We start from the raw sequence: 14,568 nt of genomic DNA, 5'->3' as shown, positions 1-14,568 counted from the left end.
CTGGGGCTTTGAAGGAGTTCACCGTCGATCCACGAATACTCACTTATAAATGATCGACCGAAACACCGCTCGCTAACGAGTAGAAGCGGACTGAGGGGAGTAAGCCCCCTTCGGTTCGTCCCGACATTCGGCTGAGCGTCCGCGCCGTGGCCGGACTACCTTGTGGCGCGGACTTGCACCGGCGAGGATTCGCCGTTCCATCCGTTCCCACCCGTCTGTAACGTGGCAAAGCCACGCGCCCTCATCGGGTTAGCTCCCTTCCCTTGCGGGTCGGTTCGCGCGAATCACGGGTCGGGGTGGGGGGTGTCGTTGCTGTTCCAGAGCCAGCCGTCTCCGACTCCGGGCGTGTGCCCGGTCGCCTGTCCGGCCGGTGGGGGGACTTTCCTCATGCCAGAGGCACGGGAGTCGGGCTCCCTCTGTCCGATCGCGTCTAGCCGACGCCCGTGAATAAGGGGTTCGGTCGTCGACTCGGATCGGCGCGCGGACCCGATCGCCGGTCGTCCCGATCCCCCCGACAGGCGGGGACGAGCGGCCGGGTTCCCAAGGGAAGCGTTCAAGTCGTCAGCAACGTAAGGGACTATCATGTCCGAGGCTCAGACCGTTCAGCTGTCGTACGACGACGGTGCACGAGCGGTCGAACTCGCGCGGGAGGCGGTCGAGTCGTTCGTTCGACACGGGCAACGCGAACAACCCGGAAGCATGCGCGAGGCGTTCTACGCCCGAACTGGGGCGTTCGTCCGGCTGGAATCCACGCGAGGTCGCGGCCGGCTCCGCGGCTGCGCCGGCGCGTGGGAGACCTCCGACCAGCTCGGCCACGCCATCGTCGAGGCCGCCATCAAGGCCGCCTCCGACGACTCCTGCGGCTCCGAGGTCGAGCCGAAGGAGCTCGACAACATCACCGTCTCCGTGTTCGTCGTCTCGAACACGGTGCTCACAAACGATCCCCTTAGCGACCTGAAGATCGGCACCCACGGCGTCGCCGTCGACGGCGGCAACTCGCACGGCTGGCTCTACCCGACGGTCCCCGTCGAGAACGGCTGGTCCGGCGCCGAGTTCCTCTCGCGCGCCTGCCGGAAGGCCAAGCTCGCGCCGAACGCGTGGGAGGACGAGGAGACGATGGTGACGCTCATCGAGGGGCAGGTGTTCCGAGAGCGCGCCGACGGCGGCGCGGTCGAAGAGCTGTAGCGGCCGCAATCGACCCGTCCGCCGACCCTATTCTGTCGACCGATCCGTCCCGTACCCCGTCGCCTCAGCGTCCGCGAGCGCGCGCTCCGCCGCCACGTCGAGGTCGAACGCGCCGTCGTCGACGACTTCGCCGTCGCGGATCACCGGCTCCATGAGCGACTCGGCGCCCTCGGGACCCGAGCGGTCCGCCAGCCCGACCGCGTGGGCGCCGTCCGCGGTGCGGTACACGTCCTTCGCGCCGGAGAGCTTCCCGCGCTTGGCGGCCGGCTCCCCGTCGACTTCGACGATGTCGAGCGCGAAGTCGACCGGATCCGCGTTCGAGACGTAGCCGCCCACGCCGAAGCCGTCGACCACGTCGCGGAGCGCCCGGAGGTCGTCGGGACCAAGCCCGCCGGAGACGTACACGTCCACGTCCTCGTGGCCGCGAGCGTCCAGCTCCCACTGCACCTCCCGGATGATGTGCCGGAAGTCGCCGCGACGCGAGCCGGTGGTGTCGAGCCGGACGCCGTCGAGCCGGTCGCCGAGCGTCTCGACCGCGCGCAGCACCTCGTCGACCTCGTCGGAGTAGGTGTCACAGAGGGCGATCCGCGGGACCGACTCGTCGACGGCCTCGTCGAAGGCGCGCCACGCCGCCTCCTGCTCCCCCCGACCGAAGCAGATCGAGAGGGCGTGTGGCATCGTCCCCGACGCCTCCCGGCCGAGCAGGTCGCCGGCGGCGACGTGCGAGAACCCGTCGAACCCGCCCACCAGCGCGGAACGCTCGACCGCCGCCGTCATCGACGGGTGGACGTGGCGCGCGCCGAAGGAGAGCACCTGCGAGTCCGGCGCCGCGACCCGGCAGTCGAGCGCGGCGGTCGCCATCCCGGAGGCGTGCGAGAGGAAGCCTAAGAGGGAGGTCTCCAGCCGGGCGAACGCGAGGTACGGCCCCACGATCCGCATCACTGGGCCGCCGTCGAACAGGCGCCCCTCGGGGATCGCGTCGACGTCGACCGCGCGGTCCTCCAAGAGGGCGACCGCGTCCTTCAGCCCGGCGAACAGCTCGAAGTCGCCGTCGGGGAACTGGTCGGCGGTCACCTCGGCGACGACGCGGGGGTTCCGCCCCGCGTGCTCCAAGGCGGTCTCGGTCCGCTCGAAGTAGGCGTCGGTCGCTCGGCCCTCGCGGATCGCGGCCGCGTCGACGATGTCGAACTCGGTCATGTCCGACGGTTCGGCCGCGAGGGAGGAAAAGCCACCTGAGTCGGGCGGGCACCGGCTTCGACCGATCCCTCCCGACCCCGACGGTCAGGGCCGCACGCGACGCGCGAAGAGGGCCGCCGCTGCGACGAGGCCGACGAGCGCGGCCGAGAGGCCGAACCCGGGCACGCCGTCGTCGGTGGCGGCGTCGGGGCCGGCGGAGCCGTCGGCGTCGTCGCCGTCGGGGCCGGTGTCGTTTCCGTCGGAGTCGTTCCCGTCGTCGGTGCCGTCCGCGTCGTCGTCATCGGCCCCGTCGTCCCCGTCGCTCCCGTCTGCGCCGTCTTCGCCGTCGGTCGAGGGAAGGTCGAAGTCGGAGTCGGGGCGGAGATCGAGCACGTCGGCGGGCTCGGGGCCGTGCGCGATCGTCACCGTCGTCCCGTTCCGCTCGACACCGTAGGCCCCGCGGAAGTCCCCGTCGGCGATATCGTACACCTCGCCGTCGGCGTACTCGTCGCCGCCGTGAGCGGTCAGCATGCGCAGGTACGTCTCGCGGAACTCGGTCGCGTCCGCGGTCGTCTGCCACTCGGTCACCCAGACGTAGCCGTTCTCGCCGTCGGTCGCGTTCGCGGTGCCGTTCCCGTCCGCGGTGCCGTTCCCGTCGTTCCGGTAGGGATACAGCTCGTCCCCCGCCCAGCCGTCGGTCGACTCGTGGGCGTAGTTGTAGTTCACGCGGGTCTGGAGCTGCTCGTCGGGCTGCGTGTGGATCTGAATGTTCTCCCGGACCGTCGCGTCCGGGTCTAACACCGCGTGGCGGTACTCGTAGCTCTGGTACCAGAACATCACGAACATCGACGCCTCTCCGGCGGTGTCCGAGCCGTTGACTCCCTGATCCGGATACGTCTCCCACCCGCCGGTCGCCGTGTCCTCGAACGTCACCTCGCTCGTCTCGTAGTCGGGCTCGCGGTGGATCACCTCCGAGGTCGCGTTCGGCGGCGCGTTCATGGTCTCGTTGACGGCGCTCCACCCGCCCTCGTCGACGAGCGCCTCGACGTAGAACGCGCCGTCGGCGTACGGCTGGAGCACGGTCTGGAGGATGCCGAAGTTGTAGTCGGACGCCGATCCGCCGCCACCGCCGGAGTCGGGCGGGGCGAGACAGCTCCAGTTGGCGGCACAGCGCGCGTTGTACCGCTCCTCGACGTGGACCGCCTCGCCCTCGACGATCCCGTCGACCGCGAGGTCGGCGTCCTGCGTGGTACCGACGTACCGGGGCCGCGTGAGGTCGTGGTACTGGTCCTGCATCCCGTGGACCAGCTCGTGTGCCAGCGTCGACGGGTCGATCTGCGGGTCCTCGCCCTCCGGGACGACGAGGACGATCCGGTCTTCCGCCGGCGAGTAGAACCCGGAGACAGCGCCGCCGTAGACCCCGTCGATCGCGTCGGACGCGTTCTCGTCCTCGCCGACGACGAACAGCGCCTTCCACACCTGGTCGTTCCAGCGCTGGTACTCGGCGGTGGAGCCCCCCGCGCCAGCGCTCGCGGAGTCGTTCACGAACTCGGAGCGCGTGACGGTCTCGACCGGCACGTCCTCGCGGAAGGGGCGCTCGCGGACGTGCTCGACGCGGGCCATCGTCAGGTGGGTCAGCTCCTCCAGCTCCGACTCGGTCAGCCCGTCCGTCTGGTTGAAGGCGAGTTCCTCCTCGTAGTGGGTCCCGTTCCAGCAGCCGACGAGGTCGGTCCCCTCGCCGGCGTCGCACTCGTCGGCGGTCGCGCTGGCCGGAGCGTCTCCCGCGATTGCGGCCGCCGGTCCCGCAGCCGCAGGTCCCGCAGCCGTCGGTCCCGCGGCGACGGCCCCGCCGGCACCGATCGAGAGGAGGGCTATCACGGTAGCGGCGAACGTGAGGGTGAGAACCCGTCGCATAGGTTCGATTACGGCCGGCCCGATAAGTAGTTTGTCGGTGCGGTGGCGGCCGCCGGGCCGAACCGGCCGGCGCGGAATGCGAGCGGCGCCGGGTGTTTTTGAGCCCCGACGCACAATTTCTGCCCATGCCGTACGACCCGACCGAGACCGCGGTGATCGTCGTCGACATGCAGAACGGCTTCTGTCACCCCGACGGGAGCCTCTACGCCGCGCCGAGCGAGGCGGCCGTCGAGCCGGTGACGGCCCTCGTCGACCGCGCCCGCGACGCCGGCGCGAGCGTCGTCTACACCCGGGACGTCCACCCACCCGACCAGTTCGACGACACCCACTACTACGACGAGTTCGATCGGTGGGGCGAACACGTCGTCGAGGGGTCGTGGGACGCCGAGCTCGTCGATGACCTCGACGTGCGCGAGGAGGACCACGTCGTGGAGAAGCACACGTACGACGCGTTCTACCGGACGGACCTAGAAGGGTACCTCGACGCGCACGGCATCGACGACCTCCTGATCTGCGGGACGCTCGCGAACGTCTGCGTGCTCCACACCGCCGGCAGCGCCGGGCTCCGCGACTACCGACCCGTGGTCGTCGAGGACGCGCTCGGGTACATCACCGAGGAGCACCGCGAGTACGCGGTCGACCACGCCGACTGGCTGTTCGGCGAGACGGCGACCCGCGAGTCGGTCGCGTTCGAAGACGCGTGAGACGAGAGGTGTGACGACGGGAGATCCGCGCTGGTGAACTCCTCAGTAGGCGATGCGTTCGGAACCGAGTGCGACCAAGACGGACAGAGGGGCGCTCGATAGCGGGAGTAGGTGTTGCAGATCGATGATGGCAAGAGCGTATTTAAAAAGACATGAGTGATGGCGACGACCTCTTATAAATGAACACGGCGGTGGCGCGCCCGGTGAGCGGCCCGAAGGGGCGCTCACCGACGGCGCGAGGGAGTCGGCGCGGCGCTTATAAGCGCCGCGCCGACGAGGCTGGGGAGGTGTGAGGTGCGGTGCGGTTGCGGGCGGGTGGGACTCAAAGGGGCAGCCGCGCTCGGCGAACCCCAGCGACGTAAGGACCACAGGGAGCGAGCGACGCGAGCGACCGAGGACCGCAGCGAGCTGTGGGAGCCGAGCGCGGCTGGGGCTTTGGAGGTCCTCACCACTGATCCACAATTAACTACTCACCCGTCTTCCCGACCCCCGTTATCAGCCGCGTGAATCGGCGTGTAACCCTTTTTACCGCCGACGGGGACCGTCGCGTATGGAACTCTCTCGACGCGGCATGCTCGGCGGGGCCGGGGCGGCGCTCGCGGTCGGCGCCGTCGGCTTCGCCGGCGCCGCCTCGGTGACGGACGGCGACGCGGTCGGCGACGGGACCGGTTCCGGCGGGGGCCCGTTCGGCGGAGGGGCGACAGACGGCGCTGGCGACGACGAGAACGGCGAGTCGGGGTCCGTCACGGCCGATCCCGACGCTCCGTTCGAGGCGCGGCTGCTCCGCGACGGCGACGACCACCGACGGCTCTTCGGCGCGGGCGACCTGGACCGCGTTCAGGGCGTGATCGCCGAGGGCGACGAACACCTCGTGTACGTCTCGCTCGCCGACGCCGGGATCGACGCCCTGCAGTCGGGGCTGGCGGACGCCGGGGCGACCGAGGACCCGGCGGGGTTCGTGGTGTCGATGACGCTTGACGGGACCGAGGTCCGGCGGGTCGAACTGGACGAGGCGACGGTCTCCGCGCTGACCGACGCGGAGTGGGGCGGCGTGTTGACGCTCCCGTTCGGTCAGGCGTCGGTCGCGGAGTCGGTGTACGACTCGCTGGCCGACGCCTGATTACTGCATCGTTCATCGAGGACAGCGGTTATGCCGGCGGCACCCGTTCGGGGAGATATGAGCGACGCCGAGGAGGCGGCGGCGACCGACCCCGGCGGCCGGCCCTGCCCCCGCTGCGAGACCCCGATGTACCACCGCCACTGCAAGTACGTCTGTCCGCAGCACGGGGTCGTCTACGACTGCGCTGACACCTTCTACTGACGCCGGCGATCGCGACCCGCGGGGCCGGCCGCCGGCGATCGGCGAGCCCGCCCACCGGGTACCGAACTGTGCTGTGCGAACTGTTATGTTCTTGCGGTCCGACCCGTATGTTATGATCGGCGACCCGCTCTCGATCCTCCTTGCCGACTGTCAGAGGTCAGCATGGTAGAGAAAACGCAGGTTGCCCAGGGGAAGCGGATCCAGCGCCGGACCGGGAAGACGTTCCACGTCGCGACCCGGCTGCTCCCGGAGCGAATCCGCCACCCGACCTACGTGCTGTACGGCTTCTTCCGGATCGCGGACGAGGTCGTCGACGCCGAGGAGACCGCGCCCCCGGACGAACAGCGGGCGGAACTCGACCGGCTTCGCCGGGCCGCGCTGGGCGAGACGGAGACCGACGACCCGGTGTTGGAGGCGTTCGCCGCGGTGTGCGACGAGCGCGGCATCCCGGACGAGGACGTGCACGCCTTCGTCGATGCGATGGCGAGCGACATCGACATCGACCGGTACGAGACCTACGAGGAGCTGGAGACGTACATGAACGGCTCCGCGGCCGCCGTCGGCCGGATGATGACGGCGATCATGGACCTCGACGAGGAGGCCGAGGCGAAGGCGCTCCCCCACGCGACGAAACTCGGCGAGGCGTTCCAGATGACGAACTTCATCCGGGACGTGCGCGAGGACGTGGTCGAGCGTGACCGGGTGTACCTCCCGCTGGAGACGCTTCGACGACACGGCGTGAGCGAGGTGCAGATCCAGAATCTGGAGTTCGACGACGACGTGGCGGCCGCGATCCGCGAGGAGCTCGACCGGACCGAGCGGCTCTACGAGGAGGGCGTCGCCGGGATCAAGTACCTCCCCGAGGACTGCCAGCTGGCGGTGTTGCTCGCGGCGGTGCTGTACGCGGACCACCACCGGCTGATCCGAAATCTGGGGTACGACACGGTGTCGACGACGCCGGAGCTGTCGTTCACTCGCAAGATCTCGTTGCTCGTCCGGACCCGCTGGAAGTGGCAGTGGAACAAGGACCCCGAAGCGGTGTTCGACGAGATGTGCGGCGGCTTCGACACCGGCCGCGAGCACCGCGAACACGGGTCGCACGGACCGGGTATCGTCCGGTCCGACTGAAACGAGGCGAGGGCCGTGAACAGGTCCCGGTTCGTCGGCCTCGCGCTTGCGGCGTTCGGGCTCGTCTTCCTGTCGTTCGTCGTCCGCGGCACGACGCGGCTCGTCGCGCCCTACGAGGTCGCCGTGGCGCTCTCCGCGCCGGTCCTCTTCGCCGCCGCCGCGCTGTTGGTCTGGCTGGTCGCGCTCGCGACGCTGGACGTGACCGGAATCCGGCCGTTGGAGTGATCGGTCCTGTCGAGGCCGGCAGTTAGTCGGACGCGCGAAAGGTCCGCGTGGTGTCTCTGTCGCCACGGGCGACGTCGACCTCGACGAGGCCCAGCGAGGTGAAGACGCTCCCCCAGTCTCGGTAGTACAGGGGGGTGTCGTTGTCGACGTAGTTCACGTCTCGGTCGGGCGACGACGATTCGCGTATCGGTCCCTCGATCTCCGCCGTAACGAGGGTGTCGTCGGTGATCCGAGCCACCTCCTCGAAGACCCACTCGACGTCGGGATGGAGGTGCTGGAGCGTCTCGACGGAGTAGACCGCATCGAACTGCCCGTCGTCGAAGTCCTCGACGATCTCCTCTATCGGCTCGCAGTAAAACGTCCCGTCGGCCGCGAGCGCGGGATAGCTCTCCCGCATCGTGTCGAACGCCTCGGCGTTGATGTCGACGCCGGAGAGGTTCTCGAAGCCGCCGTCGGCGAGGTGTTTGAGGTGACGGCCGGAACCGCACCCGAGTTCGAGGACGGCCGCGTCACGCGGAAGGCGGCTACTGAGAATGTCGCGAATCACCGCACTCGTGTCGTTGGGACCGTAATGCGCGTAGTACGCCGGCGAGTATTCGCCCGTCCGGTTCGTCCACGTGTCTCGGACGGAATCAGGTTTCACGTGTAGTGACTGGAGCAAAGAGGTAAAACGCCGTCGGACGGCGTCCGTTTAAAGAACGGATGTATTCTCCTTCGGATCCGCTGAAATCCTCTTCTGTAGGTGGTTCTCGTCCGAAATAGCGGGTCGCGGAAAACCGCCGCTTGATCGATAGCGGGAGTAGGTATGTCGATACGGGAGAGTAGTCGTTTATACGTGATCGAGTGGTGGTGCTATCGAGTGTTTATACGTCGTCGACGGCGGGGTGAACATCGCCAAAGCCCCAGCCGCTCGCTTATAAGCCGTTGCCTCCGCGGTGAACATCGCCAAAGCCCCAGCCGCTCGCTTATAAGCCGTTGCCTCCGCGGTGAACATCGCCAAAGCCCCAGCCGCGAGGGCGCCGCACGCTCGCTGCGGTCCTCGGTCGCTCGCGTCGCTCGCTCCTTGCGGTCCTTACGTCACCTGCGGCGCCCTCGCGGCAGCAAGGCGCTTTGCGCCTCTGGCAGCCGGCGGCGAAGCCGCCGGCAACTGCCCCTTTGAGTCCCACCCGCCCGCAACCGCACCGCACCTCACACCTCCCCAGCCTCGCGGTTCGCGCTCTCCGAGCGCTCACCGCGTCCCTCGCACCGTCGGTGAGCGCCCCTTCGGGCCGCTCACCGGGGCGCGCCACCGCGCTGTTTGTTAGAAGCGATCATCGCTGTCGCTCATCGCTGTTTAAACCTCGTCTCCGAGATGATCGGAGTCGTCCGCCGGAGCGAGAGTCGGAACGCCCTTTTGACCGCGGCTCCGAGAGCGCGTATGGACGTACGAACCGTCGCCGACCTCTCGCCGGCAGAGCGCCGCGCCTTCTTCGAGCGCGACGCGGGCGTCGACGCGGTCCGCGACGACGTGAGCGAAATCGTCGAGCGAGTACGCGTGGAGGGGGACGTTGCGCTGCGGGAGTTCTCCGAGGAGTTCGACGGGGTGGCCGTCGGCAACATCGACGTGACGGACGACGCGGAGCGCGCGCACGCCGAGCTCGACGACGCGAACGACCCGGTCCTCGACGCGGTCCGCGAGGCGGCCGCGAACATTCGCGAGTTCCACGAGCGACAGCGCCCCGAAGACTGGCGCGAGGAGTTCGGCGACCGCGAGCTGGGGCGCCGGTTCCGCCCGCTCGACCGCGCGGGAGTGTACGTGCCCGGCGGCGCGGCGGCGTACCCCTCCAGCGCGCTGATGGGCGTGATCCCCGCGACGGTGGCGGGCGTCGACCACGTCTCGGTCGCGACCCCGCCCGCCGAGGAGCTGAACCCCGTCACGCTCGCGGCGATCCACGAGGCCGGCGCCGACGCGGTGTACCAGGTCGGCGGCGCGCAGGCGATCGCCGCGCTCGCGTACGGCACGGAGACGGTCACGAACGCCGAGAAGGTGGTCGGTCCGGGTAACAAGTGGGTCACCGCCGCGAAGGCGGTCGTGCAGGGCGACGTGGAGATCGACTTCCTCGCCGGCCCGAGCGAGGTGCTCGTCCTCGCCGACGAGACCGCCGACCCCGACCTCGTCGCGGCCGACCTCGTCGCGCAGGCCGAACACGACCCGAACGCCTCCGTCGTGGCGGTCACGAGCGACGCCGCCCTCGCCGAGGCGGTCGCGGAGGCGGTTGACGAGCAGGCGGCCGAGCGCGAGCGTGAGGAGACGATCCGGGCCGCGCTCGACAACGACGCCTCCGGGGTCCTTCACGCCCGGTCGATGCCCGAGGCGGTGCTGTTCGCCGAGGAGTACGCGGCCGAGCACCTCTCGATCGTCGCCGCCGACGACGAGGCCCTCTTGGATCGGATCACCAACGCGGGCTCCGTCTTCCTCGGGCCGTACTCCCCCGTGGCCGCCGGCGACTACGCGACCGGGACGAACCACGTGCTGCCGACGAACGGCGGCGCGAAACGGTACGGCGGGCTCTCCGTCGACACCTTCCTGCGATCGACGACGGTCCAGCGGCTCGACCGCGACGCGCTCGACGGGCTCTCCGACACGATCACGACGCTCGCGGAGGCGGAGGGGTTGGAGGCGCACGCCGAGAGCGTCCGGAAGCGGTTCGAGTAGCCGGGGCTCGTACCGCTCGATCAGAAGCTCGACTTCTGTCACTGGTGTACGGCCGATCTGCCGGGCGGCGGGGAGGCCGGCCTCGGAGGCGACGGGAGCGAGGACGCCGAGGTCGAGAATGCCGAGGTCGAGCGGTCGGAGCGCTAATCGTCTGTGTCTCGGAGCGTCGCGTCGACGTACTCTTCCGCGGTCACCCGCGCGCGCTCGTACTCGCCCACGTCGTCGAACACCACCGACCGGGTGCGGGCGCCGTCGACGATCGTCATCAGCGAGCGCGTGACGCGGTCGGCGTCGACGTCCGCGAAGGCGCCCTCGTCGATACCGTGATTGATGACCGCCTTGACGAGGTAGCGAACGTACTCGTCGTTCTGCCGGAACCGCTCGGCGAACGCCTCGTTGTAAGGGGCCTGACTCCGCATCTCCAGTAAGGCGACGGAGAGGTCCGGGTTCTCCTGCGGCGCGACGAGCAGCTTGTCGAGCAGAACCGTCAGGCGCTGCTCGGGGTCGGTGGTCTCGACCTCGCGGATGGCGGCGACGAACCGGTTCAGGATGTAGTCGAGGAACGCCGCCAGCAGCTCCTCCTTCGTGTCGTAGTGGTAGTGCACAGCGGCGGTCGACTTGCCGTACTCCGCCGCGATACGCTTGATCGTGAGGTCGGCGTACCCGTGCTCGCGGAGCGCGCGGTAGGTCGCCCGCATGATCTCCTCGTCCGTCTCCGAGAAGGTCCGCCCCGATGGTTCGGCCATGTCACGACGGTTCCGGCCACGATCGAATAACGATTACGGCCGATACCGCCGAGTTGCCGAGAGATCTTACCGCGAGGTTACCGGAACACGACGGATAGTACCATGGAGCGCGGCGTATCGAGTCAGATACCGGCTTCCGAACGCTTTTGACTAACTAGTCAGTAAGTACAGTACCGATCACGATGAATCACGGATCCACGCTGACCCCGACGGCGGCGTCTCGGACCGATCGCGAGCGGGGGGCGGCGGGCCGTCGCGTCCCGACCGTCGGCTCACGGCGGCTCGCGGAGGGGTCCCGCTGATGGGGGTCCTCGACCGCATCGACTCCCTGTTCAAGGGGCCCGAGGAGTTCGATCTCACGTCTGGCGGGATCGCGAAGCCGCTCTTCTTCCTCTCGATGCCGATCGTCGTCACGAACCTCTTCCAGACGGCGTACAACCTCGCGGACACGTTCTGGCTGGGGCAGTACAGCACGGACGCGCTCGCGGCGATCAGCTTCGCGTTCCCGCTCGTGTTCCTGCTCATCTCGCTCGGGATGGGGATCTCCGTCGCCGGGAGCGTCCTCGTCGCTCAGTACACCGGCGCGGGCGAGCCGCGAGAGGCCGAGTACGCCGCCTCGCAGACGGTGACGTTCGCGGCGATCGCCTCTGTGTTGCTGGGCGGCGTCGGCTACCTCTTCGTTGGCGAGTTCCTGGACCTGATGGGCGCGTCGGCGGACGTGTTGCCCCTCGCGTCGAGCTACATGGAGGTCATCTCGCTGGGGCTCGTGGCCATGTTCGGCTTCGCGGTGTTCATCGCGCTCATGCGCGGGTACGGCGACACGATCACCCCGATGCTCGTGATGTTCGGCTCCGTCGTGCTCAACATCGCGCTCGATCCGTTCCTCATCTTCGGGTGGGGGCCGTTCCCCGCCCTCGGGATCGAGGGCGCGGCGATCGCGACCGTGTTCTCCCGGGCGCTGGCGCTGATCGTCGGGCTCGCGGTCATGTTCCGCGGGGTGCGCGGAGTGCAGATCAACCTCCGAGATATGACGCCCGACGCGAGCTACCTGGGCCGGCTCCTCCGCATCGGCCTGCCGGCCTCGATCGAGGGGACCGGGCGGGCGGTCTCGATGAACCTCCTGCTTTTCATCGTCGCACTGTTCCCCGACCCGGTCGTGGCCGCCTACGGGATCGGCACGCGGGTGTTCTCCGTGATCTTCCTGCCCGCGATCGCGGTCGCGCGCGGCGTCGAGACGATGACCGGACAGAACGTCGGATCGGGAAAGCCCGACCGTGCCGAGCGCGCCGCGAATCTGGCGGCAAAGATGCTGTTCGCCGTCCTCTCGGTCGCCGGCGTCGTCGTCTTCCTCGTCCCCGAGCCGATCGTCTCCGTGTTCGTCGGCGCCGATCAGGCCGACGCCGGTCGGGTGGTCGCCGTCGGCTCGCAGTTCCTCCGGATCGTCGCGCTGACGTTCGGCTTCATCGGGATCATGCGCGCGTACACCGGGAGCTTCCGCGGCGCGGGGAAGACGCTCACCGCCGCGGCCATCTCGGTGCTGATGCTCGGGGTCGTCCGGTTCCCGATCGCGTGGGTGGCCGCCGGTCGGATCGGCGAGGCCGGCATCTGGCTGTCGTTCGCGCTCTCGAACGTCGTCGGCGCGGTGGTCGCGTACGCGTGGTACCGCCGGGGGACGTGGCGCCGCGGCGACCTCACCGACCGGGGGGTCGCGGACGAACTCGACGAGCCGGTGGCGACCGGGGAGTCGACGGATGACTGAGCGCTGCCGGTCTTCCTGTCACCGCCGAATCGGACGGTCGAACCACGGTTCCCGACCGCCGTTCGCCGGCGCCGGCGAACGGCGGTCGGCGGGAGCCAGCGGCGATCGGCGCGATCCACCTCGATCCTCCCGCCGGCGCCGGCAGGGTTTTTAGGTTTCGGACGGAACGTGTTCGTATGAGCACCGAAACGGTCGACACGGGAAGCGACCCGGCGATCGAGGTGACCGCAGACGCCGCGACGGAGGCGCTCTCGCTCCTCGAGGGTGAGGGCCTCGACACGGAAGAGGCCGGGCTTCGGCTGTTCGTCCAGCAGGGCGGCTGCGCGGGCCTCTCGTACGGAATGCGGTTCGACACGGAGCCGGAAGACGACGACCTCGTCGTCGAGCACCACGGGCTGCGGGTGTTCGTCGACCCGGCGAGCCGGAACTACATCGGCGGGAGCAAACTCGACTACGAGCATGGCCTGCAGGCGGCCGGCTTCGAGGTCGAGAATCCGAACGTCGTCTCCGAGTGCGGCTGCGGCGAGTCGTTCCGGACGTAGCCTGAACTGTTGGCGGTCCGTGGCAGATCGGCTGCGGTCCCCGCGATCGAGTCATCCTTTTAAACGGTTCCGGCCGATACGGACGCGTATGAGTCTCGACGCGTCGACGACGGCTGACGGCGAGCAGGTGTACACCGACCGGACGCAGGTCGAGCGGGGCGCCGACGGTCCCTTCTACGTCGTGTTCGCCGACGCCGACGGGTCCTCGAAGTGGGGGTTCCAGTGCGGCAACTGCGACTCGTTCGACACCGCGATGGACACGATGGGACGGATCCAGTGTACGGAGTGCGGCAACCTCCGGAAGCCGGACGAGTGGGACGCGGCGCACGAATAACTGCCGCCGCGAAATCGTGAGAAAGTTTATCACGGAAGCCGGCCAACGTCGAGGTAGATGGCCACTGCGAGCATCCCACCGACGACGGAGGCCAGAGACGTTTTTCGCGAACTCGGGTACACCGTCTCCGAGGGCGGACAGGAGTTCGTCGCGGAGCGGAAATGGCGGCGCGTGCTCGTGACCGTGTTGTGCATGGAGAGCGACGATCTCGACCCGTATCTGGCGGACGGCGGCGATACACCGCGGCTCCGCTGTTTCGTCACGTGGCGCAATCGGGCGGGCGACCTGCGAGACCGACTCGTCTCGGCGAAGCCCCCGTACGACTGGGCGGTGATCGGCATCGACGCCGACGGCGAGGACTTCGCGGTGATGGAAGGCGCCCCCGGCAGCCCCTGACAGGGGCCTCATCTCCGACGGCGGTCCCCGTTCCCATCGTCCCCTTTTATATCGCTGTGCGCCCAACTAGCGCGTGACATGGTGTTCAAGAAAGTCACGCTGATCGGGACGAGCGAGGAGAGCTTCGACGACGCCGCCGACAACGCGATCGACCGCGCCGAGGACACGCTGGAGAACGTCTACTGGGCGGAGGTCGAGGAGTTCGGCGTCGAACTCAAGGGAACCGATCGAGAGTATCAGGCGGAGGTCGAGGTCGCGTTCGAGCTCGAGGGCTGAGGTCGGTTCGCGGCTCGACGAGCGGTGATTTCGCGTTTTTAAGTGTCGATTGTGAGTGTGATGGCTCCAGCCGCTCGCTTATAAACGGTTGACGGCAGATCGGCGGTGAACACCTGCAAAGCCCCAGCCGGCGAGGCGGGCGCACGCTCGCCGCGCTCCTCAGTCGC

The 14,568-nt window shown here is 68.8% G+C and carries 16 protein-coding genes, 1 other RNA gene and 1 pseudogene; 13 read left to right on the top strand and 5 right to left on the bottom strand.

The genetic code is table 11. The features are described 5' to 3' along the window. Positions 1-88 precede the first annotated feature (88 nt). Positions 89-421, bottom strand: an RNA gene (rnpB, locus tag ACP96_RS11390) — RNase P RNA component. A gap of 161 nt (positions 422-582) precedes the next feature. On the opposite strand from rnpB, the gene ACP96_RS11385 reads away from it, so the two are divergent. Then, entirely contained in the window at positions 583-1,185 is a 603-nt protein-coding gene (locus ACP96_RS11385) for a TIGR00296 family protein (protein WP_050027171.1), read from the top strand. A 27-nt stretch (positions 1,186-1,212) separates the two neighbouring features. Here ACP96_RS11385 and ACP96_RS11380 read toward each other — a convergent pair whose 3' ends face one another. Both ACP96_RS11380 and ACP96_RS11375 read right to left on the bottom strand, forming a co-directional pair. Continuing rightward, entirely contained in the window at positions 1,213-2,382 is a 1,170-nt protein-coding gene (locus ACP96_RS11380; RefSeq protein WP_050033392.1) for a nicotinate phosphoribosyltransferase, read from the bottom strand. Positions 2,383-2,466: 84 nt separating this feature from the next. Next, positions 2,467-4,275, bottom strand: a complete 1,809-nt coding sequence (locus ACP96_RS11375) for an Hvo_1808 family surface protein (protein ID WP_050033391.1) — start codon at positions 4,273-4,275, stop codon at positions 2,467-2,469. Positions 4,276-4,400: 125 nt separating this feature from the next. Between ACP96_RS11375 and ACP96_RS11370 the strand changes: the two genes are divergently transcribed. From ACP96_RS11370 to ACP96_RS11355, 5 genes are all read left to right on the top strand, one after another. Next, positions 4,401-4,979: a cysteine hydrolase family protein gene (locus ACP96_RS11370; protein ID WP_050027166.1), complete on the top strand. Its 579-nt coding sequence runs from the start codon at positions 4,401-4,403 to the stop codon at positions 4,977-4,979. Positions 4,980-5,529: 550 nt separating this feature from the next. Then, complete coding sequence (locus ACP96_RS11365) at positions 5,530-6,099, top strand: hypothetical protein (protein ID WP_050033390.1); 570 nt, start codon at positions 5,530-5,532, stop codon at positions 6,097-6,099. 57 nt (positions 6,100-6,156) lie between these two features. Further along, on the top strand, positions 6,157-6,300 hold the full coding sequence (locus ACP96_RS19235) for an HVO_2523 family zinc finger protein (protein ID WP_202593945.1): 144 nt from the start codon (positions 6,157-6,159) through the stop codon (positions 6,298-6,300). A 162-nt stretch (positions 6,301-6,462) separates the two neighbouring features. After that, positions 6,463-7,428, top strand: coding sequence for a phytoene/squalene synthase family protein (locus ACP96_RS11360; RefSeq protein ID WP_050033389.1), 966 nt, complete (start codon positions 6,463-6,465; stop codon positions 7,426-7,428). Positions 7,429-7,443: 15 nt separating this feature from the next. Next, entirely contained in the window at positions 7,444-7,653 is a 210-nt protein-coding gene (locus ACP96_RS11355; RefSeq protein WP_050033388.1) for a hypothetical protein, read from the top strand. Between the two features lie 22 nt (positions 7,654-7,675). Here ACP96_RS11355 and ACP96_RS11350 read toward each other — a convergent pair whose 3' ends face one another. Continuing rightward, a complete protein-coding gene (locus tag ACP96_RS11350) occupies positions 7,676-8,296 on the bottom strand; it encodes a class I SAM-dependent methyltransferase (RefSeq protein ID WP_050033387.1) in 621 nt (206 codons plus the stop codon). Positions 8,297-9,070: 774 nt separating this feature from the next. Between ACP96_RS11350 and hisD the strand changes: the two genes are divergently transcribed. Continuing rightward, complete coding sequence (gene hisD / locus ACP96_RS11345; protein ID WP_050033386.1) at positions 9,071-10,348, top strand: histidinol dehydrogenase; 1,278 nt, start codon at positions 9,071-9,073, stop codon at positions 10,346-10,348. A gap of 12 nt (positions 10,349-10,360) precedes the next feature. Beyond that, positions 10,361-10,495: pseudogene (locus ACP96_RS20020) on the top strand (DUF7575 domain-containing protein); the annotation flags it as partial. Here the strand turns inward: ACP96_RS20020 and ACP96_RS11340 are convergent. Beyond that, complete coding sequence (locus ACP96_RS11340; protein ID WP_050033385.1) at positions 10,492-11,094, bottom strand: TetR/AcrR family transcriptional regulator; 603 nt, start codon at positions 11,092-11,094, stop codon at positions 10,492-10,494. The pseudogene ACP96_RS20020 and the gene ACP96_RS11340 overlap by 4 nt on opposite strands. A 301-nt stretch (positions 11,095-11,395) precedes the next feature. Here ACP96_RS11340 and ACP96_RS11335 point away from each other — a divergent pair, with 301 nt between their 5' ends. From ACP96_RS11335 to ACP96_RS11315, 5 genes are all read left to right on the top strand, one after another. Then, positions 11,396-12,853: an MATE family efflux transporter gene (locus ACP96_RS11335; protein ID WP_050033384.1), complete on the top strand. Its 1,458-nt coding sequence runs from the start codon at positions 11,396-11,398 to the stop codon at positions 12,851-12,853. A gap of 176 nt (positions 12,854-13,029) precedes the next feature. Next, positions 13,030-13,395, top strand: coding sequence for a HesB/IscA family protein (locus ACP96_RS11330; protein WP_050025944.1), 366 nt, complete (start codon positions 13,030-13,032; stop codon positions 13,393-13,395). A gap of 88 nt (positions 13,396-13,483) precedes the next feature. Further along, complete coding sequence (locus ACP96_RS11325; protein WP_050025946.1) at positions 13,484-13,729, top strand: DUF5816 domain-containing protein; 246 nt, start codon at positions 13,484-13,486, stop codon at positions 13,727-13,729. A gap of 57 nt (positions 13,730-13,786) precedes the next feature. Beyond that, positions 13,787-14,125, top strand: a complete 339-nt coding sequence (locus ACP96_RS11320; protein WP_050033383.1) for a DUF7116 family protein — start codon at positions 13,787-13,789, stop codon at positions 14,123-14,125. 78 nt (positions 14,126-14,203) lie between these two features. Further along, positions 14,204-14,401 (top strand): dodecin, encoded by a 198-nt coding sequence (locus tag ACP96_RS11315; RefSeq protein ID WP_050025948.1) that lies wholly within the window; start codon positions 14,204-14,206, stop codon positions 14,399-14,401. Positions 14,402-14,568: the final 167 nt, after the last annotated feature.

Source organism: Halorubrum halophilum (assembly GCF_000739595.1).
GTDB classification, from domain to species: domain Archaea; phylum Halobacteriota; class Halobacteria; order Halobacteriales; family Haloferacaceae; genus Halorubrum; species Halorubrum halophilum.
This window is presented reverse-complemented; position numbering and strand designations above follow the sequence as displayed.

What these genes read in the sequence shown, in the direction of transcription:
- ACP96_RS11385 (WP_050027171.1), top strand. Translation starts at nt 583, where the DNA reads ATGTCCGAGGCTCAGACCGTTCAGCTGTCGTACGACGACGGTGCACGA.
- ACP96_RS11380 (WP_050033392.1), bottom strand. Translation starts at nt 2,382, where the DNA reads ATGACCGAGTTCGACATCGTCGACGCGGCCGCGATCCGCGAGGGCCGA.
- ACP96_RS11375 (WP_050033391.1), bottom strand. Translation starts at nt 4,275, where the DNA reads ATGCGACGGGTTCTCACCCTCACGTTCGCCGCTACCGTGATAGCCCTC.
- ACP96_RS11370 (WP_050027166.1), top strand. Translation starts at nt 4,401, where the DNA reads ATGCCGTACGACCCGACCGAGACCGCGGTGATCGTCGTCGACATGCAG.
- ACP96_RS11365 (WP_050033390.1), top strand. Translation starts at nt 5,530, where the DNA reads ATGGAACTCTCTCGACGCGGCATGCTCGGCGGGGCCGGGGCGGCGCTC.
- ACP96_RS19235 (WP_202593945.1), top strand. Translation starts at nt 6,157, where the DNA reads ATGAGCGACGCCGAGGAGGCGGCGGCGACCGACCCCGGCGGCCGGCCC.
- ACP96_RS11360 (WP_050033389.1), top strand. Translation starts at nt 6,463, where the DNA reads ATGGTAGAGAAAACGCAGGTTGCCCAGGGGAAGCGGATCCAGCGCCGG.
- hisD (WP_050033386.1), top strand. Translation starts at nt 9,071, where the DNA reads ATGGACGTACGAACCGTCGCCGACCTCTCGCCGGCAGAGCGCCGCGCC.
- ACP96_RS11340 (WP_050033385.1), bottom strand. Translation starts at nt 11,094, where the DNA reads ATGGCCGAACCATCGGGGCGGACCTTCTCGGAGACGGACGAGGAGATC.
- ACP96_RS11335 (WP_050033384.1), top strand. Translation starts at nt 11,396, where the DNA reads ATGGGGGTCCTCGACCGCATCGACTCCCTGTTCAAGGGGCCCGAGGAG.
- ACP96_RS11330 (WP_050025944.1), top strand. Translation starts at nt 13,030, where the DNA reads ATGAGCACCGAAACGGTCGACACGGGAAGCGACCCGGCGATCGAGGTG.
- ACP96_RS11325 (WP_050025946.1), top strand. Translation starts at nt 13,484, where the DNA reads ATGAGTCTCGACGCGTCGACGACGGCTGACGGCGAGCAGGTGTACACC.
- ACP96_RS11320 (WP_050033383.1), top strand. Translation starts at nt 13,787, where the DNA reads ATGGCCACTGCGAGCATCCCACCGACGACGGAGGCCAGAGACGTTTTT.
- ACP96_RS11315 (WP_050025948.1), top strand. Translation starts at nt 14,204, where the DNA reads ATGGTGTTCAAGAAAGTCACGCTGATCGGGACGAGCGAGGAGAGCTTC.